Origin of the sequence: Cupriavidus sp. AU9028 (assembly GCF_019795295.1) — a bacterium.
Taxonomy (GTDB): Bacteria; Pseudomonadota; Gammaproteobacteria; order Burkholderiales; family Burkholderiaceae; genus Cupriavidus.
This window is the reverse complement of sequence record NZ_JAIMCG010000011.1, coordinates 80,734-102,660: the sequence shown is the minus strand read 5'-3', so window position 1 is coordinate 102,660 and position 21,927 is coordinate 80,734. Positions and strand designations below refer to the sequence as shown.

The 21,927-nt window shown below is 68.5% G+C and carries 22 protein-coding genes; 18 read left to right on the top strand and 4 right to left on the bottom strand.

Annotated features, from left to right (window positions below):
• The first annotated feature begins 7 nt into the window (after window positions 1-7).
• The 10 genes from K6V06_RS13615 (at window position 8) to aceA (ending at window position 10,014) form a co-directional block, all read left to right on the top strand.
• Entirely contained in the window at window positions 8-739 is a 732-nt protein-coding gene (locus tag K6V06_RS13615) for an alpha/beta hydrolase (RefSeq protein ID WP_222244215.1), read from the top strand.
• A 154-nt stretch (window positions 740-893) separates the two neighbouring features.
• On the top strand, window positions 894-1,916 hold the full coding sequence (cysT, locus tag K6V06_RS13610) for a sulfate ABC transporter permease subunit CysT (RefSeq protein WP_222244213.1): 1,023 nt from the start codon (window positions 894-896) through the stop codon (window positions 1,914-1,916).
• Between the two features lies 1 nt (window position 1,917).
• The gene (gene cysW / locus K6V06_RS13605) at window positions 1,918-2,850 is read left to right on the top strand and encodes a sulfate ABC transporter permease subunit CysW (RefSeq protein ID WP_222244211.1); all 933 of its coding nucleotides are present in this window, start codon (window positions 1,918-1,920) and stop codon (window positions 2,848-2,850) included.
• The gene (locus K6V06_RS13600; protein WP_222244209.1) at window positions 2,847-3,938 is read left to right on the top strand and encodes a sulfate/molybdate ABC transporter ATP-binding protein; all 1,092 of its coding nucleotides are present in this window, start codon (window positions 2,847-2,849) and stop codon (window positions 3,936-3,938) included. Before cysW ends, K6V06_RS13600 begins: the two co-directional genes overlap by 4 nt.
• On the top strand, window positions 3,935-4,882 hold the full coding sequence (locus K6V06_RS13595; protein WP_222244207.1) for a CysB family HTH-type transcriptional regulator: 948 nt from the start codon (window positions 3,935-3,937) through the stop codon (window positions 4,880-4,882). The genes K6V06_RS13600 and K6V06_RS13595 overlap by 4 nt, the downstream gene beginning before the upstream one ends.
• A 169-nt stretch (window positions 4,883-5,051) precedes the next feature.
• Window positions 5,052-5,444, top strand: coding sequence for an Mpo1-like protein (locus K6V06_RS13590; RefSeq protein ID WP_222244206.1), 393 nt, complete (start codon window positions 5,052-5,054; stop codon window positions 5,442-5,444).
• 74 nt (window positions 5,445-5,518) lie between these two features.
• On the top strand, window positions 5,519-6,787 hold the full coding sequence (locus K6V06_RS13585; protein ID WP_222244205.1) for a sensor histidine kinase: 1,269 nt from the start codon (window positions 5,519-5,521) through the stop codon (window positions 6,785-6,787).
• The gene (locus K6V06_RS13580; protein ID WP_222244204.1) at window positions 6,784-7,611 is read left to right on the top strand and encodes a LytTR family DNA-binding domain-containing protein; all 828 of its coding nucleotides are present in this window, start codon (window positions 6,784-6,786) and stop codon (window positions 7,609-7,611) included. The genes K6V06_RS13585 and K6V06_RS13580 overlap by 4 nt, the downstream gene beginning before the upstream one ends.
• Before the next feature lie 162 nt (window positions 7,612-7,773).
• A complete protein-coding gene (rraA, locus tag K6V06_RS13575) occupies window positions 7,774-8,277 on the top strand; it encodes a ribonuclease E activity regulator RraA (protein ID WP_222244203.1) in 504 nt (167 codons plus the stop codon).
• Window positions 8,278-8,721: 444 nt separating this feature from the next.
• Window positions 8,722-10,014 carry an isocitrate lyase gene (gene aceA / locus K6V06_RS13570; protein ID WP_222244202.1) on the top strand — a complete coding sequence of 431 codons (1,293 nt, stop codon included), beginning with the start codon at window positions 8,722-8,724 and terminating at the stop codon, window positions 10,012-10,014.
• Between the two features lie 278 nt (window positions 10,015-10,292).
• Here aceA and K6V06_RS13565 read toward each other — a convergent pair whose 3' ends face one another.
• Together K6V06_RS13565 and K6V06_RS13560 are read right to left on the bottom strand one after the other, a co-directional pair.
• The gene (locus tag K6V06_RS13565) at window positions 10,293-10,727 is read right to left on the bottom strand and encodes a universal stress protein (RefSeq protein ID WP_222244201.1); all 435 of its coding nucleotides are present in this window, start codon (window positions 10,725-10,727) and stop codon (window positions 10,293-10,295) included.
• 106 nt (window positions 10,728-10,833) lie between these two features.
• Window positions 10,834-11,817 carry a LysR family transcriptional regulator gene (locus K6V06_RS13560; RefSeq protein WP_255581843.1) on the bottom strand — a complete coding sequence of 328 codons (984 nt, stop codon included), beginning with the start codon at window positions 11,815-11,817 and terminating at the stop codon, window positions 10,834-10,836.
• A 206-nt stretch (window positions 11,818-12,023) separates the two neighbouring features.
• Between K6V06_RS13560 and K6V06_RS13555 the strand changes: the two genes are divergently transcribed.
• From K6V06_RS13555 to K6V06_RS13540, 4 genes are all read left to right on the top strand, one after another.
• Window positions 12,024-12,725, top strand: a complete 702-nt coding sequence (locus K6V06_RS13555) for a haloacid dehalogenase type II (RefSeq protein ID WP_222244200.1) — start codon at window positions 12,024-12,026, stop codon at window positions 12,723-12,725.
• Between the two features lie 61 nt (window positions 12,726-12,786).
• Window positions 12,787-14,373, top strand: coding sequence for a malate synthase A (gene aceB / locus K6V06_RS13550; RefSeq protein ID WP_222244198.1), 1,587 nt, complete (start codon window positions 12,787-12,789; stop codon window positions 14,371-14,373).
• 299 nt (window positions 14,374-14,672) lie between these two features.
• Window positions 14,673-15,143, top strand: a complete 471-nt coding sequence (locus K6V06_RS13545; protein WP_222244322.1) for an SRPBCC family protein — start codon at window positions 14,673-14,675, stop codon at window positions 15,141-15,143.
• On the top strand, window positions 15,140-16,720 hold the full coding sequence (locus K6V06_RS13540) for a DHA2 family efflux MFS transporter permease subunit (protein ID WP_222244196.1): 1,581 nt from the start codon (window positions 15,140-15,142) through the stop codon (window positions 16,718-16,720). The genes K6V06_RS13545 and K6V06_RS13540 overlap by 4 nt, the downstream gene beginning before the upstream one ends.
• 19 nt (window positions 16,721-16,739) lie before the next feature.
• Here the strand turns inward: K6V06_RS13540 and K6V06_RS13535 are convergent, their stop codons facing one another.
• Window positions 16,740-17,009: an acyl-CoA-binding protein gene (locus K6V06_RS13535; protein ID WP_222244194.1), complete on the bottom strand. Its 270-nt coding sequence runs from the start codon at window positions 17,007-17,009 to the stop codon at window positions 16,740-16,742.
• Window positions 17,010-17,127: 118 nt separating this feature from the next.
• On the opposite strand from K6V06_RS13535, the gene tsaB reads away from it, so the two are divergent.
• The 4 genes from tsaB to K6V06_RS13515 are packed head-to-tail and all read left to right on the top strand — an operon-like array spanning window position 17,128 to window position 20,462.
• A complete protein-coding gene (gene tsaB / locus K6V06_RS13530; RefSeq protein ID WP_222244192.1) occupies window positions 17,128-17,898 on the top strand; it encodes a tRNA (adenosine(37)-N6)-threonylcarbamoyltransferase complex dimerization subunit type 1 TsaB in 771 nt (256 codons plus the stop codon).
• Complete coding sequence (gene rimI / locus K6V06_RS13525) at window positions 17,895-18,464, top strand: ribosomal protein S18-alanine N-acetyltransferase (protein WP_222244189.1); 570 nt, start codon at window positions 17,895-17,897, stop codon at window positions 18,462-18,464. The genes tsaB and rimI overlap by 4 nt, the downstream gene beginning before the upstream one ends.
• Window positions 18,461-19,336, top strand: coding sequence for a uracil-DNA glycosylase family protein (locus tag K6V06_RS13520; RefSeq protein WP_222244187.1), 876 nt, complete (start codon window positions 18,461-18,463; stop codon window positions 19,334-19,336). The genes rimI and K6V06_RS13520 overlap by 4 nt, the downstream gene beginning before the upstream one ends.
• Window positions 19,317-20,462, top strand: a complete 1,146-nt coding sequence (locus K6V06_RS13515) for a DUF1853 family protein (protein WP_222244185.1) — start codon at window positions 19,317-19,319, stop codon at window positions 20,460-20,462. The genes K6V06_RS13520 and K6V06_RS13515 overlap by 20 nt, the downstream gene beginning before the upstream one ends.
• Before the next feature lie 69 nt (window positions 20,463-20,531).
• Here K6V06_RS13515 and lplT read toward each other — a convergent pair whose 3' ends face one another.
• A complete protein-coding gene (lplT, locus tag K6V06_RS13510; RefSeq protein ID WP_222244183.1) occupies window positions 20,532-21,851 on the bottom strand; it encodes a lysophospholipid transporter LplT in 1,320 nt (439 codons plus the stop codon).
• Window positions 21,852-21,927: the final 76 nt, after the last annotated feature.

Sequence of the window (21,927 nt, the reverse complement as noted above, 5' to 3'; positions counted from 1 at the left end):
GCGCAACATGACAAGAACCGATACCACGGCGGCGTCCTCCAGCCGAGGGCCGGGTCCGCTCGGCGCGCCGTTGCCCGCTTCCCAGGCCGAGCCTGCCTTGCACATTCCCCCGGGGCTTGCCGTGCTGACGGCGCCCGGTCTGCATGGCAGCGGTCCGGATCATTGGCAGACGCGCTGGGAACGCCGCTTTCCGGATTGGCAGCGTGTCGAGCAGCGCGACTGGGCATGCCCCAGCCTCCATACCTGGGCCGGCAAGCTGGGCGAGGCGGTGGCGCGGTGCCGGCAACATGCCCCCGCTGGGGTACTGGTGGTGGCGCACAGCTTCGGTTGCCTGGCGCTGCTGCGGCAGGCGGCCGAGGATGCCTCCGGCATTGCCGGCGCCTTGCTGGTGGCGCCGGCAGACCCGGACCGCTTCGGCGTGGCCCCGTTGCTGCCGGCATGCCGCTTGCCGTTCCCGACGCTGCTGGTGGCCAGCCGCAACGATCCCTGGATGGCGCAGCGCAGGGCGTTCAGCTGGGGGACCGTGTGGGGCAGCGAATTGCACGATGCGGGCTATGCCGGCCACATTAATGCCGACTCGTCGCTGGGGGACTGGCCCGAGGGTCTGGCATTGCTGGCCGGGCTGACGCAGCGCGTCGAGGGCGCCGGGCTCGCTGCCGCAGGCGGCGCGGACGGCGGGCCCGATGCCGGCGTCTGGACAGCCGGCATCGAGCCGCGCAGCGGCGCCTCATATATCTGAGGCGACTAAAGACATGCGGAAATATTCGTTCTGCATATAAGGACCGCTCTGCACAATGGGTGTTTGAGCCCGCCGGGGGGCAGCGAACGTCGCGCTGCCCGCCGCCGCATTCTGTTTTTCCGCCCGCCGCCACGGCGAGAGAGCCCGTCCGACCATGACATCCTCTGCTTCATTGAGGCCCGCCCCGGCAGCCGCGTCCGCCGCTGCCAGCGCGGCGGGCACCCTGGCCGCCGCGCATCCCGGCACTGCCGCGCGTGAAGGCCTGCAGTGGCCACGCCGCCCGGGCAGCGGCCGGCGCGCGACCGTGCTGCCGGGCTTCGGCCTGACCCTTGGCTTCACGCTGCTGTACCTGACCCTGATCGTGCTGCTGCCGTTGTCGGCGGCGTTCCTGAAGGCGTTCACGCTGAGCTGGGCCGATTTCTGGGCAGCCGTGACGCAACCGCGCGTGCTGGCCGCCTATCGGCTCAGCTTTGGCGCTTCGCTGATCGCCGCGCTGATCAATACAGGGTTCGGCCTGGTCGTGGCCTGGGTGCTGGTGCGCTACCGCTTTCCCGGCCGGCGCCTGCTGGACGCGCTGGTCGATCTGCCGTTCGCGTTGCCCACGGCGGTCGCCGGCATCGCGCTGACCGCGCTGTTCTCCGCCAACGGCTGGTTCGGCCAATGGCTGGAGCCGCTGGGATTGCGCGTCGCCTTCACGCCGTTGGGCGTGGTGGTGGCGCTGACCTTCATCGGCCTGCCGTTCGTGGTGCGCACGGTGCAGCCGGTGCTGGAGGAAGCCGAGCGCGAGCTGGAGGAGGCGGCTGCCACGCTGGGCGCCACCCCCTGGCAGACCGCGCGCCGGGTGATCCTGCCCGCGATCCTGCCGGCGCTGCTGACCGGGTTTGCGCTGGCCTTTGCCCGCGCCACGGGCGAGTACGGTTCGGTGGTCTTCATCAGCGGCAACATGCCGATGGTGTCCGAGATCGCGCCGCTGATGATCTATACCAAGCTCGAGCAGTACGACTATGCCGGCGCCACCGCCGTGGCGGTGGTGATGCTGACCGTCTCCTTCGCGCTGCTGCTGCTGATCAACGCGCTGCAGGGATGGTCGCGGCGGCGCCAGGGGGAGGGGGGCGGCACGCCCGCCGACCGGGCCGCCGACGGTCCCTCGCTCGATTCCCTGCCGGTGGAGCGTTGACATGGGCGCGACCGTTGCCATCTCCGCCGCTTCGCCGACATCGCGTGCGACCGCATCGCCCGCGCTGGCGGGTCCGCCCTGGGTCCGCTACCTGCTGATCGGCATCGCCACGCTGTTCCTCGGGGTATTCCTGCTGGTGCCGCTGGTGTCGGTGTTTCACCAGGCCCTGGCCAAGGGCGTCGACACATACTGGCAATCGCTGACCGACCCGGACGCGTTGGCGGCGATCCGGCTGACGCTGACCGTCGCCGCCATTGCCGTGCCGCTGAACCTGGTGTTCGGCGTGGCAGCGGCCTGGGCCATCGCGCGCTTCGAGTTTCCCGGCAAGAGCCTGCTGATCACGCTGATCGACCTGCCGTTCTCGGTGTCGCCGGTGATCTCCGGCCTGGTCTACGTGCTGCTGTTCGGCGCGCAGGGCTGGTTCGGCCCCTGGCTCGCGGAGCACGATATCCGCATCCTGTTCGCCGTGCCGGGCATCGTGCTGGCGACCATCTTCGTCACCTTTCCCTTCGTGGCCCGCGAGCTGATTCCGCTGATGCAGGCGCAGGGCAATGACGAGGAGGAAGCGGCGATCGTGCTCGGCGCATCCGGCTGGCAGACCTTCTGGCGGGTGACGCTGCCCAACATCCGCTGGGGCCTGCTGTACGGGGTGATCCTGTGCAACGCACGGGCGATGGGCGAGTTCGGCGCGGTATCGGTGGTGTCGGGGCATATCCGTGGCATGACCAACACCATGCCGCTGCATGTCGAGATTCTCTACAACGAATACAACTTCGCCGCCGCGTTTGCCGTGGCATCGCTGCTGGCGCTGCTGGCCCTCGTCACGCTTGCGTTGAAGACCTGGGTCGAGTACCGGCTGCATGCCGGCGCGACGCAGCAGATCGAGGCGGAGCCGCAGCATTCGCAGCCCGCATGGCAAGGAAGAACAGCATGAGCATTCAGGTCCATCAACTGCACAAGCGCTTCGGCAACTATGTGGCGCTCGACGACATCCATCTGGATTTTGGCCGCGGCGAGCTGACCGCATTGCTCGGGCCTTCCGGTTGCGGCAAGACGACGCTGTTGCGGATCATCGCCGGGCTGGAGCGGCCGGACAGCGGCAAGGTGCTGCTGGACGGCGAGGACGCCAGCGCGGTGCCGGTACGCGAGCGGGGCGTCGGCTTCGTCTTCCAGCACTACGCGTTGTTCCGCCACCTGACGGTGTTCGAGAACATCGCATTCGGCCTGCGGGTCCGGGACAAGGCGCAGCGCCCGGACGCCGCCAGTATCCGGGCGCGCGTGCAGGAGCTGCTGGCAATGGTGCAGCTCGACGGGCTGGGCCAGCGCTATCCGGGCCAACTGTCGGGCGGGCAGCGCCAGCGGGTCGCGCTGGCGCGGGCCCTGGCGGTGCAGCCGCGCGTGCTGTTGCTGGACGAACCGTTCGGCGCGCTCGATGCGCAGGTACGCAAGGAGCTGCGGCGCTGGTTGCGCAAGCTGCATGACGACCTGCACATCACCAGCGTGTTCGTCACCCATGACCAGGAGGAAGCGCTGGAGGTGGCCGACCGCATCGTGCTGATGCACCGCGGCCGGGTCCAGCAGGAGGGGTCCCCGGCGCAGGTCTACGGCCGGCCGGAGACGCCCTTCGTCTATGGTTTCCTTGGCAATGTCAATCGTCTGCACGGGGAGCTTGCCGGCGACGGTGCACTGCTGCGAACCGGTTCGGCGCTGCTGAACGTGCCGGGCGGCCCGGCTGACGCCGCGGTCCGCTCCGGCAAGGCGGTCGCCTTTGTCCGGCCGCACGAGTTCGAGGTGGAGCGGGCCGCGGCAGGCAGCGACGGCATCGCCGCCACGCTGCGCCGGGCGCTGGCGCTGGGGCCGGTCGCGCAACTGGAACTCGAGCGGGAGGACAACAGCGAGCTGATCGAGGTGGCGGTGCCGCTGGAGCGCTTCGAGCGCGAGAACTATCGCGAAGGGGAACGGCTGCGGGCCCGGCCGCGCGCGATGCGCGTGTTTCCTGCCGCCAGCGGAGCGACCTCATGAACTTCCAGCAATTGCGTTCCATTCGCGAGGCGGTGCGCCGCCAGTTCAACCTGACCGAGGTGGCCAACGCGCTGTACACCTCGCAGCCCGGCGTGTCGCGCCAGATCCGCGAGCTGGAGGAGGAACTGGGCGTGGAGATCTTCGAGCGCTATGGCAAGCGGCTGACCGGCTTGACCCCGCCGGGACGGGAGATCGTGCGGATCGTCGAGCGGCTGCTGCTCGAAGCCGAGAATCTGAAGCAGGCGGGCGACGAGTTCGCCGGCCGGCATACCGGCCGCCTGACCGTCGCGACCACCCATACCCAGGCCCGCTACGCCTTGCCGCGCGTGGTGACCGCCTTCCGCCGCAGCTACCCGCATGTCACGCTGGCGCTGCAGGAAGCGTCGCCCGCGCATATCGTCGAACTGCTGCTCAGCGGGCAGGCCGACATCGGCATCGCCACCGAGGCGCTGGCCAGCGAGCCGGCCCTGACCGCCTTCGATGCCTATAGCTGGCAGCACGTGCTGGTCGTCGCACCGCAGCATCCATTGACGCTGGTACCGCAGCCGACGCTGGAGGACGTGGCCGGCTTTCCGCTGATCACCTACGACGCCGGCTTTACCGGACGGCGACGGATCGACGCCGCCTTCGCCGACGCGGGCCTGCACCCCGAGATCGTGCTGACGGCGCTCGATGCCGACGTCATCAAGACCTATGCCGAACTGGACCTGGGCGTCGGCATCATCGCGTCGATGGCCTACGACGAACGCAAGGACAGCGGGCTCGTGCGCATCGATGCCGGGCATCTGTTCCAGTCCAACACCACCAGTGTTGCAGTGCGGCGCGGCGCCTATCTGCGCGGCTACGCGCAGTCCTTCATCCAGCTGTTCGCGCCGCACCTGTCGCCGCAGGCCGTCAGCAGCGTGCTGTCCGAAGCGAACGGGGCGGTGGCGCTGGCGGACTGACGCCCGCAGCGCCGCCCGCGGACGCGAGGGATCCGTCCGCGACCGCCAGGCGAAGCTGGCGGTATCCGGCGCACGGTTCGTCGCATGGCGCTGGTCCCGCCGCACCGGCGCCGCTACAGTGCCGGCAAGGGTACGACGCCTGTCCGTGCCTGCCACCGGAGGACGACCGATGCCATCCCCGTCTCTGCTGACCCGGCAGTGGCGCGACTATGCCGCCAGCCACCGCCATCCGCTCAACCTGCTGATCCACCTCGTTGCCGTGCCGCTGTTCCTGGCGGGCACCGTGCTGGCGCTCTACGGGCTGGTCCGTCTATCGCTGCCGGCGCTGGCGCTTGGCCTGGTCGCGGCGGGCATGTCGCTCGCCTTGCAGGCCCGCGGCCATCGGCTGGAGGCGCTGCGCCCCGTGCCGTTCGACGGTCCGCGCGATGCGGCCGTCCGGCTGCTGGCCGAACAGTGGATCACCTTCCCGCGCTATCTGCTCAGCGGCAACTGGTGGGCCGCGCTGCGGCGGCATCGCGATGCAGCAAGCCGCGAGGTTTGCCCGGTGGCCCGGCACGACTAGAATGGGCCGGAAGTCCCGCCTCGCGGCGCGCCCCGGCCAGTCCGGCCGGTTGCCAGCGGGCGGGTGGAGGCGAGATGAAATCCCCACACTGTCCCTTTACCCTGGCCATTCCGTCCCGGCAGACGCTCTGGGCGCGCGACCTGCTGTTCGTGCTGGTGATGAACACGGTCATCGCGCTGAGCCTGAAATACGGCTTCGACCATGGCGGCTCGCTGTGGCACAACTTCGTCTATAGCCAGCTGATCGGCCTGTCGATCTGGGCGCTGATCGACGTGCCGCGCGTGCTGATCTGGCGCGAGGAGAAGCCGGCCACCTGGCCCTTCGTGATGCTGGCCGTGGCAGCGGTTCCGCTTGGCGTGCTGTTCGGCAGCTGGGCGACGCGCGAGGTGCTCGCGCTGCCGCCGAAGTCGATGGAAGAGGCCAACAGCATGCTGCGCATGTGCCTGGTGGTCGGGATGCTGGGCGCCTCCAGCATGATCTACTTCTACTGGTCGCGCGAGCGGCTGACCTCCCTGCAGCGGCAGGCCGCGCTGGACGCGCTGCAGCGCGAGGAGGCCGAGAAGCAACTGGTGCGGGCGCAGCTGATGGCATTGCAGGCGCAGATCGAGCCGCACTTCCTGTTCAATTCGCTGGCCCATCTGGACGGCCTGATTGCCACCGACCCGCCAGCGGCGCGGCGGCTGCTGCAGGGGCTGATCGGCTTCCTGCGGCGCTCGCTGGCCCATACCCGGGCGGAGCAGTGCACCCTGGAGCAGGAATTCGCGCTGCTGCGCAGCTATCTCGATATCCAGGTGCTGCGCTTCGGCTCGCGGCTGTCCTACCGCTTCGAGCTGCCGCCCGGCCTGGCCAACGCCGAGATTCCGCCGATGCTGATCCAGCCGCTGGTCGAGAACGCGGTGCGGCACGGCATCGAGCCGGCGGTGCAGGGCGGGCACATCAGTGTCGTCGCACGCGAGCATGGGGCGTCCGCGGTGCAGGTGGTGATCGCCGACACCGGCGTCGGGTTCGGCCAGGATGCCGGCATGGGCGCAGACTCTGGCTCGGGACTCGGGCTGACCCATGTACGGGAACGCCTGGCGCGGCTGTTCGGCGCGGCAGCCGGGATGCAGATCGAAGAGAACAGCCCGCACGGGGTCGTGATCCGGCTGACGCTGCCGATCACGCATCGGGCCGCGCCCGGCGAGCCGGCCTGCCGCGGCCTGAATGAGCCGGTTCGCGCGCCGAGGGGGGATGCCATCCCCGTGCCGGCCGCGGTGCCCAACGCGGCCCGCGCCGCCACCGGCGCCACCGCCATGCCGGGTCCCACGGCGTCTTCCACCTTCCGCCAACGTCACCACCCATGACCGCTGCCAATACTGCCCCGACCGTGCTGATCGCCGACGACGAACCGCTGCTGGCGCGGGTGCTGCAGGCCGAGCTCGGCGCGTTGTGGCCAGAGGCGCAGACCATCGCGACCGTGCATGACGGCATGGCGGCGGTGGAGGCGGTACGGCAGCATCGGCCCGGCATCGCCTTCCTCGATATCCGCATGCCGGGGCTGAGCGGCATGGAGGTGGCGCGCGAGCTTCGCGCGATGCCGTCGCCGCCGCTGGTGGTGTTCGTCACCGCCTACGACCAGTTTGCCGTCGAGGCCTTCGAGCAGGCGGCGGTCGACTATGTTCTCAAGCCGATCCAGCGCGAACGCCTGGAAGGCACGGTGCAGCGGCTCAAGGCCAGGCTTGCCACCCAGGCCCCTTCCGCCGACAACGCGGCGGCCCGGCTCGAGCGCATCGCGCAGCTGCTGGAGCGGCTGGCGGGTCTGGAGGGCGTGGACGCCAACCCGCCCAGGGCGGGTAACGGGCAGTACCTGCGCTTCATCAAGGCGCTGGTCGGGCAGGAGGTGCGCATCATTCCGGTGGACGAGGTCATCTACCTGGAAGCGACCGACAAGTACGTCAATGTCGTCTCCGCCAACGGGGAGGCGCTGATCCGCACCAGCCTGCGGGAACTGACGCAGCGGCTGGATCCGGATCGCTTCTGGCAGATTCATCGCGGCACCGTGGTCAATATCGACTGCGTGGCAAGCGCGGTCAACCATTCCCTCGGCCGGCTCGCCTTGAAGCTGCGCAATCGCCCCGAAACGCTGCCGGTCGCGCGCCAGTACGCGCATCTGTTCAAGCAGATGTAGACCCCGCAGCCATCCTCTCCCTGTCTGCGCGTCTCGGCAGTCGGCCAGGGCGCGCCGGTTCCCTTGTTCTATGATCGTGGTCACGGCGGCTCGCCAGCAGCGCTGCGCCGTCGCGCCCGGGCGTTGCCCGAACCTGTACGAACATCAAGGAGACCGATGACCATGAACTTTGCCACCGCCGATCTGTGCGATGCCCACGAGGACCAACTGGCCGCCGGCACGCTGCGTGTCCTGACAACCACCGGCTGGCAGGCGCTGGGCAAGGCCACGCGCTTCGCGGGACCCGCCGCCACGCTGAAGGTGTTCGAGGACAACAGCCTGGTCCGCGCGACGCTGGAGACGGCCGGCGACGGCCGGGTGCTGGTGGTCGACGGCGGCGGCTCGATGCGCTGTGCGCTGGTGGGCGGCAACCTGGGCTTGCTGGCCGAGAAGAACGGCTGGGCGGGCATCGTCGTCAACGGTTGCGTGCGCGACACGCTCGAGCTGAATGACTGCGGCATCGGCGTGCGGGCGCTGGGCCTGCACCCGCGCAGGAGCCAGCGGCGCAATGCCGGCGAGCGTGACGTTGCGCTGCAGATGCCGGGCGCGCTGGTCCGTCCGGGCGACTGGATCTATGCCGACGAGGACGGCGTACTGGTGTCGGATACGGGCCTGGCTGCGGGCTGATTGCGACCTGATTGCGCCCTGATTGCGCCCTGATTCACCGGCGACGGACACGACGTGGCAGCGTCGTCGCCGCTTTTCCCTTGCCATGCCGCCAACCGCGCTTTTTTCATGATGCGGAATGGGGTTTTGATTTGCAAAAATCCAGCGGTGCGGAGCACAACCGGCATTTCTCATGATGGAAAAGTGCGTCCCGTATGGCGAAAACGAACCGACAAGCCGTTGAATACAAAGGATAAAAAATAGGAGGCCTTTCCCGCTTTCGCACTTGTTGCGACGCAGGGTCACTCTCTAGACTCTTATATAAGACATAGGACTGAAGCGTGTCCTGGCAGCGGCCGAAGCCGGAAATGCCCGGGTCCTGCTCAGCGCGCACAGTCCGGCGCAACCCGCGGTTTCGCCGTCGCCGATTCCGGTATCGACACCATCTAGAGAGAGGAGAGTGAAATGTCCCGTGAACTTCAAGCACAGCAACTCCAGCAGGACTGGGAAACCAACCCGCGCTGGAAGGGCATCCGCCGCGACTATCGTCCGGAGGACGTGGTCCGGCTGCGTGGCTCGGTGCAGATCGAACATACGCTCGCGCGCCGTGGTGCCGAGAAGCTGTGGAACCTGCTCAATACCGAACCCTTCGTCAACACGCTCGGCGCGCTGACCGGCAACCAGGCGATGCAGCAGGTCAAGGCCGGCCTGAAGGCCATCTACCTGTCCGGCTGGCAGGTCGCGGGCGACGCCAACCTGGCCGGCGAGATGTATCCGGACCAGTCGCTGTATCCGGTCAATTCGGTGCCGCAGGTGGTCAAGCGCATCAACAACACCTTCCAGCGCGCCGACCAGATCCAGTGGAGCGAAGGCAAGGGCGACATCGACTTCTTCGCGCCCATCGTGGCCGATGCGGAAGCGGGTTTCGGCGGCGTGCTCAATGCCTTCGAGCTGATGAAGGCGATGATCGAGGCGGGCGCCGCCGGCGTGCACTTCGAGGATCAGCTGGCCGCGGTGAAGAAGTGCGGCCATATGGGCGGCAAGGTGCTGGTGCCCACCCGCGAGGCGGTCGCCAAGCTGACTGCCGCGCGTCTTGCCGCGGACGTCTCGGGCGTGCCCACGCTGGTGATCGCGCGCACCGATGCCGAAGCGGCCGACCTGCTGACCTCGGACATCGACGATCGCGACAAGCCGTTCTGCACCGGTGAGCGCACCGTGGAAGGCTTCTTCCGCACCAGGCCCGGTATCGAGCAGGCGATCGCCCGCGCGCTGGCCTATGCCGAGGTCGCCGATCTGGTCTGGTGCGAAACCGGCAAGCCGGACCTCGAATTCGCCAAGCGCTTCGCCGAGGCCGTGCACGCGAAGTTCCCGGGCAAGCTGCTGGCCTACAACTGCTCGCCGTCGTTCAACTGGAAGAAGAACCTGGACGACGCCACCATCGCCAAGTTCCAGAAGGAGCTGGGCGCGATGGGCTACAAGTTCCAGTTCATCACGCTGGCCGGCTTCCACTCGCTGAACTACTCGATGTTCAACCTGGCCCACGGCTATGCCCGCAACCAGATGAGCGCATTCGTGGAACTGCAGGAAGCCGAGTTCAAGGCGGCGGAGAAGGGCTTCACCGCGGTCAAGCACCAGCGCGAGGTGGGCACCGGCTACTTCGATGCGGTGACGCAGACCATCGAGGGCGGCCTGTCGTCGACCACCGCGCTGAAGGGCTCGACCGAGGACGAGCAGTTCTTCGACAAGAAGGTCGCCTGAGCCGGAATGACTGCGGGTTTTCTCCCCTCGCCCGCGTGCGGGAGAGGGGCCGGGGGAGAGGGCAGGCGAGCGGTAGCATGCGCGCCGCAGGCAAGACCAACCCCTCTCCCCGGCCCTCTCCCCTTGAAACGGAGAGGGGGAACACCGGCTGCAATGGACACACCGTTGGTTTGCTCGCTCGCCGGCTTGCGAGAGAGGGGCAACACCAGGAGCAATGGAAACACCGCGGGTTTTCTCCCCTCGCCTGCGTGCGGGAGAGGGGCCGGGGGAGAGGGCACTCAGCGCCAGACGATCACCGGAATATCGGTGTGCGTCAGCACCTTCTGCGTCTCGCTGCCCAGCAGCAGCCCGGACAGCCCCCGCCGCCCGTGCGACGCCATGAAAATGACGTCGCAGCCGTGGCGCTCGGCGGCGTCGATGATGCCCAGGTAAGGCACCGAGAAGGTGGACATGTCGGCGTCGCACGGCACGCTCGCTGCTTCCGCGGCGGCCTGGACTTCCTTCAGATAGATGCGCGCCTGGCTCTCGATCCGTTCGCGGAACGCCTGCGGCGGTTCGACGACGATTTCGCTGAACGGCGTGTACGGATACTCCTCGAGGCAGACATAGGCCGTGATGCGCGCGCCAATGGCTTTCGCCAGTTCAATGCCGCCGTTGATCGCCTTGCGGGAGAGCTCCGAACCGTCGGTGGGAAGCAGGATATGTTGAAACATGGCCAATCTCCTTGCAGTGGTACAAAGGCAGGCATGCCGGACGCTGGTGCAGCGCCTGCGACAGTTTTCATTGTAGGCAGGGCGGTGCCAGCTGCATTGTCCTGGGTCAATCGGCGGCCGGTGCCAGCAGCGCCGGTGCATCGGCCGCTGCCCGGCGGCGGTCATCGCCAGACCGTGACAGACCTCCGCGCCGCCAGTAGGACGGGTTGCCGAAGGTGTTCTTCAGATGATCGATGAAGAGGCGCACGCGCAGCGGCAGATGCTTGCGCTGGGGGAACACGGCGTGAATGCCGATCGGCGGCGCTTCGAAGGCGTCCAGCACGGTCACCAGCGTGCCGTTGGCGATCTCCTGGCCGATCTCCCACCACGAGCGCCACGCCAGGCCATGTCCCTGCAGGCACCAGGCGTGCAATACCGCGCCATCGGTGCATTCCATATTGCCGCCGACCTTGACCGTCAGCGGCTTGCCGTCCTGCTGGAAGACCCAGCCCCGTTGCACGTTCGTGCTGGCGCCGAAGGCGAGGCAATTGTGCCGCGACAGCTCGTCAGGTGTAGCTGGCGTGCCATGGCGGGCGAGGTAGTCGGGCGAGGCCACCACCACCCGGCGGTTCTCCGCCAGCCGGATCGATACCAGGCTCGAATCGGGCAGATCGCCCAGCCGGATGGCGCAGTCGAAGCCTTCGTTGACCAGGTCGACCAGCCGGTCGGACAGGTCCAGCGTCAGGCTGACGTCGGGGTGCGATTCGATGAACAGCGGCACGAGCGGCGCAACGTGCCGGCGGCCGAAGCCGGCTGGCGCGGTGACACGCAGATGGCCGCTCGCCTTGACGCCGCCCGCCGATACGCTGGCTTCCGCGTTCTGCAGGTCGTTCAGGATGCGCTGACAGTCTTCGAGAAAGGCCGCGCCTTCGAAGGTCAGCGTCAGCTTGCGCGTGGTGCGCACCAGCAGCTTGACTCCCAGCCGCTCCTCGAGCGCGTCGATGCGCCGCCCGATGATGGCTGGCGCCACGCCTTCGGCACTCGCGGCCGCCGACAGGCTGCCGCGAGTGGCGACCGAGACGAAGGTGGAAAGCTGCTTGAAGTGATCCAGGGGAGAACCTCGCTGCCAGTCGCACGTCGACGTTCGACGAGTTTGGTTATGGATTCGGTTGTTTCGTGCATAGATTAGGGTGGGAAAAGTAAAAGATCAAGTGACCGGCACTCGCTTTGCCTTGCGGGGTGCGGTGCCTACAATGCGTGCAATACCGCAGCGGATGAGCACGCCGTCCGCCTTCCCGATCTCGCCCGGAAACCTGCATGCCGACCTTGCGCGCCGTCGTCTTCGATGCCTATGGCACCCTGTTCGACGTCTTTTCGGTAACCGCGCGCGCCGAGCAACTGTTTCCGGGCAGGGGCGAGGCACTGGCGCAGCTGTGGCGCGAACGGCAGATCGACTACAGCCGGCTGTGCACGCTGGCGGACCCCGCCGGCTCGCGCTACCGGCCGTTCTGGGAGATCACGGTGGACGCGCTGCGTTATGCGGCGGAGCGGCTGGGCCTGGCCCTGACCGAGGCGCGCGAGGCCCAGCTGCTGAAGGAGTACGCCTGCCTGTCGGCGTTTCCCGAGAACCTGCCCGCGCTGCGGCGGCTGCGCGCGGCCGGCATGCCGCTGGGCATCCTGTCCAACGGCAATCCGCAGATGCTGGATATCTCGGTCAAGAGCGCCGGCATGCAGGGGTTGTTCGACCATGTGCTGTCGGTCGACGCGGTGCGGCAGTACAAGACCGCGCCGGCGGCCTATGCGCTCGGACCGGCCGCGTTCGGCGTGCCGGCGGCGCAGATTCTGTTCGTGTCGTCGAACGGGTGGGACGCGTGCGGCGCGGCCTGGTTCGGCTACACGGCTTTCTGGATCAATCGTGCCGGACATCCGGCTGAACGGCTCGGCGTCGAGCCGGCTGGCACCGGGCACGATATGAACGACCTGCTGGACTTCATGCGCACGCACGGCGTGGCGGCATGAGCGACGGCAGGCATTCCCGATACCAGGCAACTGGAATTTCATCGACTACAGGAGAACATAGATGGCCATCACGCTGCCCGCGGGCATGAAGATTACCGGCGAGATCCTGCCGGCCTACGAAGACATCCTGACGCCCGAAGCGCTGGCCCTGGTCGACAAGCTGCATCGCGCGTTCGAACCGCGCCGCCAGCAGCTGCTCGCCGCCCGCGCCGAGCGGGCCAGGCGGCTGGACGCCGGCGAGCGGCCGGACTTCCTCGCCGAGACGCGCGAGATCCGCGAAGGCGACTGGAAGATCGCGCCGATCCCGAAGGCGCTGGAGTGCCGCCGGGTGGAGATCACCGGCCCGGTCGAGGCCAAGATGGTCATCAACGCGTTCAATTCGGGCGCGGACAGCTACATGACCGACTTCGAGGACTCGAACACGCCGAACTGGCACAACCAGATGCAGGGCCAGGTCAACCTGAAGGCCGCGGTGCGCCGCACGCTGACGCTGGAAGCCAAGGGCAAGACCTACAAGCTGAATGACAAGATCGCCACGCTGCAGGTACGCCCGCGCGGCTGGCATCTGGACGAGAAGCACGTGACCATCGATGGTCAGCGCGTGTCGGGCGGCATCTTCGACTTCGCGCTGTTCCTGTTCCACAACGCCAAGGAACAGGTCGCGCGCGGCGCCGGTCCGTTCTTCTATCTGCCGAAGATGGAGAGCCATCTCGAAGCGCGGCTGTGGAACGACATCTTCGTGATGGCACAGAACGAGATCGGCCTGCCGCAGGGCACCATCAAGGCCACCGTGCTGATCGAAACCATCCTCGCCGCGTTCGAGATGGAAGAGATCCTGTACGAGTTGCGCGAGCACAGCGCCGGCCTGAACGCCGGCCGCTGGGACTACATCTTCTCGTGCATCAAGAAGTTCAAGACCGACAAGAACTTCTGCCTGGCCGACCGCGCCAAGGTGACGATGACCGCGCCGTTCATGCGCGCGTATGCGCTGCTGCTGCTCAAGACCTGCCACAAGCGCGGCGCGCCCGCGATCGGCGGCATGAGCGCGCTGATTCCGATCAAGAACGATCCGGAGAAGAACGAGATCGCCATGCAGGGCATCATCGGCGACAAGCGCCGCGATGCCACCGATGGCTATGACGGCGGCTGGGTGGCGCACCCGGGCCTGGTCGAGCCGGCGATGAAGGAATTCGTCGCGGTGCTGGGCGACAAGCCGAATCAGTTCGACAAGCAGCGGCCGGACGTCAACGTCACCGCGGCCGATCTGCTGAACTTCCAGCCCGAGACGCCGATCACCGAAGGCGGCCTGCGCATGAACATCAACGTCGGCATCCACTACCTGGGTGCGTGGCTGGCCGGCAACGGCTGCGTGCCGATCCACAACCTGATGGAAGATGCGGCCACCGCGGAAATCTCGCGCTCGCAGGTCTGGCAGTGGATCCGCTCGCCCAAGGGCGTGCTGGAGGACGGCCGCAAGGTCACCGCCGAGATGGTGCGCGAGCTGATTCCGCAGGAGCTGGCCAAGGTCAAGGAAGTGGTCGGTGGCGACACCCGCAGCTACGACCGCGCGGCGCAGATCTTCGAGGAGATGTCGACGTCGGAGTCGTTCGCCGAATTCCTGACGCTGCCGCTGTACGAAGAAGTTTGAGGCAGGTTCGAGGGAGGCGGCGCCGCTCGCTGGCCCTCTCCCCCGGCCCCTCTCCCACGCGTGGGAGAGGGGGGGCAAACCGGCAGCATGTCATCTGCCCTCGGTCTGCTCCCCTCTCCCGCTTGCGGGAGAGGCGGGGGAGATGGCATTCGGGCGCCGGCCATCCCGTCCGCGCTTCATGCATGCAAAGCCCAGTGCCGCTCGCGGCCTGGGCTTTTTTTCGTCCCTTCGCCAGGCGGCCGGGTGCGACCGCTGTCAGTCGCGTTCATAATGGCAACTCGGCACCATGGAGAATGAAGTTGCGCTTCGAGCATCTAGTTGAAATCAACGATCCCTTCCGCAGCGACCTGGACACCCTGACGCCGGACCAGCTCTGGCAAGGGCTGGTGTTGCGCGGCCTGTCGCCCGAACTGTTCGTGCTCGGCCTGGACAAGTGCGAGATCACCGCGCGCGGCGAAGGCTGGGTCGAGCGGGTGCTGCAATTCGGTCAGGCGACGGTGCGCGACCGTGTCGTATTCGAGGCGCGCCGTTCGGTGCGCTACGAGACCGCGCCGACAGCCGAGCATGCCGGCGGCACCCTGACCATGACCATCGAGACACCGGGCGAGGGCGCCTTGCTGGTCCGCTTCACCTACGAGACCACCATGCCGGCGGTGGACGCCTCGGGCGACCAGCGCTACGCCGAGATCGTCAAGTCCGCCTATCACGAGTCCGATCTCGATACCGTGCGCAAGATCCGCGAACTGGCCAATATCGGGCGACTCGGGTGAACGCGCCGCAGGGGTCCGGCCCCGGCGAGCGCCGGGGCCCGCCTACCCGCGCCTGGCTGCGACAGCGCTACGGCGAGCGCGCCCGCTGGTTGGTGCTGTTCACGCTGATGATCGGCACGATGTCGTCGATCGTCTCCTCGACCATCGTCAACGTCGCGGTGCCCGATCTGAGCCGGCATTTCGCCCTCGGTCAGGAGCGCGCGCAATGGGTCGCGGCCAGCTTCATGATCGCGATGACGCTGTCGATGCTGCTGACGCCGTGGCTGCTCAACCGCTACGGGCTGCGGCGCACCTTCCTCGGCGCGGCGGTGCTGCTCGGTACCGGCGGGCTGATCGGCGGCTTCTCGCCGACCTATGGCGTGATGATCGCCATGCGCGTGGCCGAGGGCATCGCCGCGGGCATCATGCAGCCGCTGCCCAATATCCTGATCCTGCGCGTGTTCGAGGAACGCGAGCAGGGCAGGGCGATGGGCCTGTTCGGCTTCGGCGTGGTGCTGGCGCCCGCGCTGGGGCCCAGCCTTGGCGGCTTCCTCGTCGAAGCCTTTGGCTGGCGCTCGATCTTCTTCGTGGTGGTGCCGCTGACCATGCTGTCGTGGTTGATGGCGCGGCGTTTCATGGCGGTGGACTCGGCAATGATGGGCGAGCGCAAGCCGCTGGACTGGCAGGGACTGACGCTGGCCGGCGTCGCCACGGTGCTGCTGCTCAACGGCCTGGTACAGATGCGCAACGACGTGGCGGGCGGCCTGATGCTGGCGCTGGGCGGCGTCGTGCTGCTGCTCGGCTTTGTTCTCTGGCAACTGCGCGCGACCGATCCCCTGATGAACATGCGGCTGTACAGCTACCGGCAGTTTGCCGCCGGGGCGGTGGTGGCCTTCATCTACGGCGCGGGACTGTTCGGCTCGACCTACCTGCTGCCGGTCTATATGCAGATGGCGCTGCAGTACAGCCCGTCGCGCGCCGGCATGGTGCTGTTCCCCGCCGGCGTCGCGCTCGCCGTGACGATCGCGATGGCGGGCCGGCTGACCAATCGCATCGCGCCATACCGGATGGTCTCGACCGGACTCGCGCTGCTGGCCGCGTCGTTCCTGCTGATGGCGTTCGGCTCGATGGCGACGCCTTACCTGGTGCTGGTCGCCATCGCCGTGCTGGGCCGGATCGGCCTGGGCTGCATCCTGCCGTCGTTGTCGCTCGGCGCGATGCGCGGGGTCGATTTCTCGTTGATCGCGCAGGGCTCCAGCGTGATCAACTTCGTGCGCCAGCTGGGTGGCGCGATCGGCGTCAGTCTGGCGGGGGTCGGGCTGCAGTGGCGGATGGAGGCGCATGGCGTCACGCCTGCGGCCACCGTCGGCGAGCTTGCCAGCGAAGCGGCGGCGCGCATCCGCGCCTTCGACGAGACCTTCCTGGCGGTCGGGCTGGTCACCGCGACGGCGATCTTCGCCGCCTGGCGGATCCGCCCGCGGTCGGCGCCGGGAATCGCCAGCGGCCAGGCCGACGATGCAGATGCGGCACAGACGCCGGTGGAGCCGGCCCGGGCAGCGGGCCCCGAGCAGGACCGCGGAGGCGGAGCGGGGCGCTAGCGCGCCGCTTGTCGGTCGATTATTCCGCGCTGCCGGCCCGCAGCTCCTCCACCAGCGCGATGTACTTCTCCATCGCTTCCTGCTGGCTGACGCCGCGCAGCGTCTCCCACGCCTCGAACTTGAAGCGGCCGACCATATCGGCCATGCCCGGCTTGTCGCCATGCGCATCGCCCTCGGTGCCCTGCTTGTAGAGCGCGTACAGGCGCAGCAGCATCATGTTGCCGGGCCGCTCGGGCAGCTGCTTGACGTCGTTCTGGGCCTGCTCGAAGCGTTGCTGCAGATCGCTCATGATGTCTCCTGTAGGGTGTTCGGTGTCGGGCGGTCGATGATAGCGCCGGCGCCGCGCACGGGCGCCGAAAAAAACCGAGGACCGCTTCGGTCGCGCCGCTCCCGGCTACAATCGCGGAATGTCCTGGATTCTTGCCGTCGAAACATCGACCGAGTGGTGCTCGGTCGCCCTCGGCCGCGTCACGCCCGCGCCTGACGTGCCCGATCTGTTCCGCCACGAGCGCACCGGACCGCGCTCGTCCTCGCGCCTGCTGCCGGCCGCTGGCGAATTGCTGGCGCAAGCCGGCATCGCGCTGTCCGATTGCGCGGCGATCGCCTTCGGCGCCGGTCCCGGCTCCTTCACCGGACTGCGCACCGCCTGCGGCGTGGCGCAGGGGCTGGCCTTCGGCGCCGGCTTGCCGGTGATCCCGGTCAATTCGCTGCTCGCCTGCGCCGAGCGCGCGCGCAGCCTGCATCCCCAGGCGGCGGTGCGCCAACGTCCCGCGCAGGTGCTGGTCGCGCTCGATGCACGGATGGACGAGGTCTATACCGGCTTGTTCCAGTGGGACGACATCGGCGCCGAGTGGCAGGCGCAGGGGCCGATGGCGGTGATGCCTCCCGAAGCGGTATCCACGCCCGGGCAACCCTTCTGGCTGGCCGGCAACGGGGCCGACGTCCATGGCGAGCGCCTCGCGCCCGTGGCCAGTGCCGACCGTCTGGTGACGGACGCCATGCCGCATGCCGGCGCGGTTCTCGCACTGGCGCGGCGGGCACTGGCTCGCGGCGACACCGTCGATCCCGCGGATGCGGCACCGCTGTACCTGCGCGACAAGGTGGCGCAGACCGTCGCCGAGCGGCAGGCAGCGGCCGCCAGCCGTGCCTCGCTGGCTGCGGCCGGAGAGCACCGATGAGCACGGCATTGGACGGCAGCCAGGGCCAGGCGCCGGCCAATGGGGCCGCCGCAGCGCCCGCCGGTGAAAGGCCGGCGCTGCCGCCCGGCGGCCGGCTGGAGCGGATGAGCGCACGCGATCTGGACGAGGTGGTGCAGATCGAGCAGCGCGCCTATACCCATCCCTGGAGCCGCGGTAATTTCGAGAACTCGCTGAAGGCCGGCCATATCGGGCTGACGCTGCGCGATGCGGCCGGGCTGCTGAACAGCTACGCGATCCTGATGCCGGTGGTCGACGAGATGCACCTGCTGAATCTGACCGTTGCACCGCAATTGCAGCGCAAGGGGCTCGGCCGCCTGATGCTGGGCCTGGCGCTGGCGGTGTCGCGCGAGCACCGGCTTCCGGACATGCTGCTGGAGGTGCGGCCCTCCAACACCGCGGCACTCGCGCTGTACCACGCCGCCGGCTTCGTCGAGATCGGCCGGCGCCGCGGCTACTACCCGGCGGATGACGGCGGGCGGGAAGATGCGCTGGTGCTGCGCCGTGACGCAGGGACGCACGCCGCCCTGGCGGGAGAGACGGCATGAACCGCCGCGCACTGTTTCTCGAAGCGCTGGGAATCTCGACCGAATGGGCGCCGCGCCGTGCCGCTGCTGTCGTCCCCGCCGATCCTGCCGATGCCGGCTCCAGTCTCGCGGGCGTGCCGCAGGGGGAAGCGGCCGCCGACGCCGGCGCAGTGGCGCAGTCCCCGTCCGGACAGGGCGGCATGCCCACGGCGGAGGCCGGGGTGGCCACCGCGCCGGTCCCTGGGCCGGTGTCCCCCCCGGTCGCCGAAACCGCAGTCCTCGAGATGCCGTTCGAGCTGCTCGCCAACAGTGCCGGCAATGTGGCCGAGCTGGACTGGAACGCGCTGCGTGAACGGGTCGCCGGCTGCCCTGCCTGCCGCCTGTGCGAGACCCGCACCCAGACGGTGTTCGGCGTGGGCGACCCCCAGGCCGAGTGGATGCTGGTCGGCGAGGCGCCAGGCGAGAACGAGGATCTGCAGGGCGAGCCCTTCGTCGGGCAGGCGGGCAAGCTGCTCGACAACATGCTGCGCGCGCTCGACCTGTCGCGCGAGCGCAATGTCTTCATCGCCAACGTGCTGAAGTGCCGCCCGCCGGGCAACCGCAATCCCGAGCCGGACGAGGTCGGGCAGTGCGAGCCGTACCTGCGCCGCCAGATCGCGCTGATCCGTCCGCGGCTGATCGTCGTGCTGGGGCGCTTTGCCGCGCAAACCCTGCTGCGCACCGACACGCCGATCGGCAAGCTGCGCGGCACGGTGCACCGCTACGAAGGGATACCCGTCGTGGTGACCTACCATCCGGCCTATCTGTTGCGCGCGCCCGCCGACAAGGCGCGTGCCTGGGAAGACCTGTGCCTGGCGCGCGAGGTCCATCGCGATGCGGGAGCCGCCCACTGAGGCCGCTGCCGCCGGCGCAACCACGGCGCAGCCGCTGTGGCGCGCCGCCACGTCGGCGCGCGTCCGGGACCTGGCGTGGTGCACGATGTCGCCGCCCTTGCTGCGCCAGCTGCCCGCCGCGCTGAGCGAGGGCAACCCGGTCACCATGGGTTGCTGGCCCGCGGGGGCGCTGGGCGACTGGAGCCGATGGCTGGCACAGGCGGACCCGGAAGCGCTGCCGCCCACCATCGAGGAGCTGTCGGCAGCGCCCGACGCCGCCCCTTTCCACGGACTACCCGCCGCGCGCCGCAGCCTTCGGCTGGGCCGTCATGCCGAGCGCCTGCTGCAGTTCGCGCTGGAGCACGCTGGCGGGCTGGAACTGCTTGCCGTCAATCTGCCCATTCGCCGCCCGACGGCGCACGGGGTGCAGACCCTCGGCGAGCTGGATTTCGTCTGGCGCGAGCGGCCCCACGGTGCACCCCCGGGGCCGCTGGTCCACTGGGAGATGGCGACCAAGTTCTACCTGCTGGTGCCGCCCGACAACGGCGCAGCGGACCTGCAATCGTTCGTCGGCCCCAACCTGGTGGACCGGCTGGGCGACAAGCTCGCCCATATCGTGCAGCGCCAGCTGCCGCTGTCGGGCAGCCCGGAGGCGCAGGCGCTGCTCGGTGCACCGGTCGGGCGGTCGGAAATCTATTTGCTGGGCTGGCTGTTCTACCCGGACGGCGTCATGCCGCCGGGGCTGGATGCGCTCGGCTTGCACCCGGCGCATCTTCGCGGCTGGTGGTCGACGCTGGAGAACTGGGCGCGGCGGGCCGGAGCGGCAGGGGCGCAGGGTGGCGGCGCCCCGGTGCGCTGGCACCGGCTCTCGCGGGCGCGCTGGCTGTCGCAGGCGCTGGCGCCGGAAGCCGAAACGGAATCGTTCGCGTCGCTGCACGCCGCGTTGGCTGCGCGCTTCGCCGAGCCACAGCCGGAACTGGCATGGCGGCGCGAGTCGCCGGTGATGATCTGCGAGATGGAGCCGGCAGGGCCCGACGCTCCCGGATGGTGGTGCGAGCGCTCCCGTGGTTTCGTGGTGCCGCCGGGATGGGAGGAGAGGGCACGCGAGCGCGCCGCGCAACCGAACGCGGACCGCCCGCGGCGCTAACGAGCGCCGACCGTCCGTCCGGCGCCGGCGCGGGTGCGGACGGCGCGCATCGGCGCACCCACCGCGCCGTCAGTGATGCTTGTCCTCGCCGATCATTGCCAGCGAGTTGTGCACCCTTATGTTATAGCGGTTGCGCCGCATCACCAGCAGCATGGTGCCGCAGACGAACATGCCGAAGGCGACGATGACGATGCCGATCGGCACATTCAGCTTGATCAGCAGGGCGTACAGGCACAGCATCAGCAGCACCGAGACATTCTCGTTGAAGTTCTGCACGGCGATGGAGTGCCCCGCGGACAGCAGCACATGGCCGCGGTGTTGCAGCAGCGCGTTCATCGGCACGACGAAGTAGCCCGCCATGCCACCCACCAGCATCAGGAACAGATAGGCGATCGCCATGTACAGCGGCATCCGCAGGCCGGCGAACGTCAGCGTGACATCGGGCATCGCATCGCGCGTGTAGAAGGCCATCAGCATCACCAGCGCGCCCATGGCGACGCCGCACGGCAGCACCGACAGCGAGCGGCGCAGCGGAATGCGCATCGCCGCCAGCACCGCGCCGATCGCCACGCCGACGGCGACCACCGCCTGCAGCAAGGCACCCTGGGACAGATTCAGGCCGAGCGACTTCTCCGCCCACTTCAGCACGATGAACTGCAGCGTGGCGCCGGCGCCCCAGAACAGCGTCGTCACCGCCAGCGAGATCTGGCCGAGCTTGTCCTTCCACAGCGCGGTGAAGCAGTCGGCGAACTCGGCGATCAGCTTGATCGGGTTCTTTTCCTGCTGCGGATAGCGCGCCCCGGTGTCGGGGATGAACAGGTTGAACAACGCGGCGATCACGTAGAACACCATGATCACCACCATCGCCGCTTCGGCCGGCGTATCGATGCCGGTCTCGATCCATGGCAGGTCGACGCTGAGCATGAGCGACGAGATCTTTACCGAAATCAGCGCGCCGCCCACCACGGTGCCCAGGATGATCGAGCCGACCGTCAGCCCTTCGATCCAGCCGTTGGCGGCCACCAGCCGTTCGGCCGGCAACAGCTCGGTCAGGATGCCGTACTTGGCCGGCGAGTAGGCCGCCGCGCCGAAGCCGACGATGCCGTAGGCCAGCAGCGGGTGCAGCCCGAACATCATGATCGAGCAGCCGACGATCTTGATCGTGTTGGTGATGAACATCACCTTGCCCTTGGGCATGGAGTCGGCGAAGGCGCCGACGAAGGCGGCGAGCACCACATAGGACAGCACGAAGAACAGCTTGAGCAGCGGGGTCATCCACTGCGGGGAGTGCAGTTCGGCGAGAAGGGCGATGGCGGCGATGAGCAGAGCGTTGTCGGCCAGCGACGAGAAGAACTGCGCGGCCATGATGGTGTAGAAACCCTTCTTCATACCTTTGACTTCGACTCCATCGCGGTTTCCTTGCGCAAGTTGCGGGTTCGCCCCTGCCGGGGTCGGCAGGGTGCGA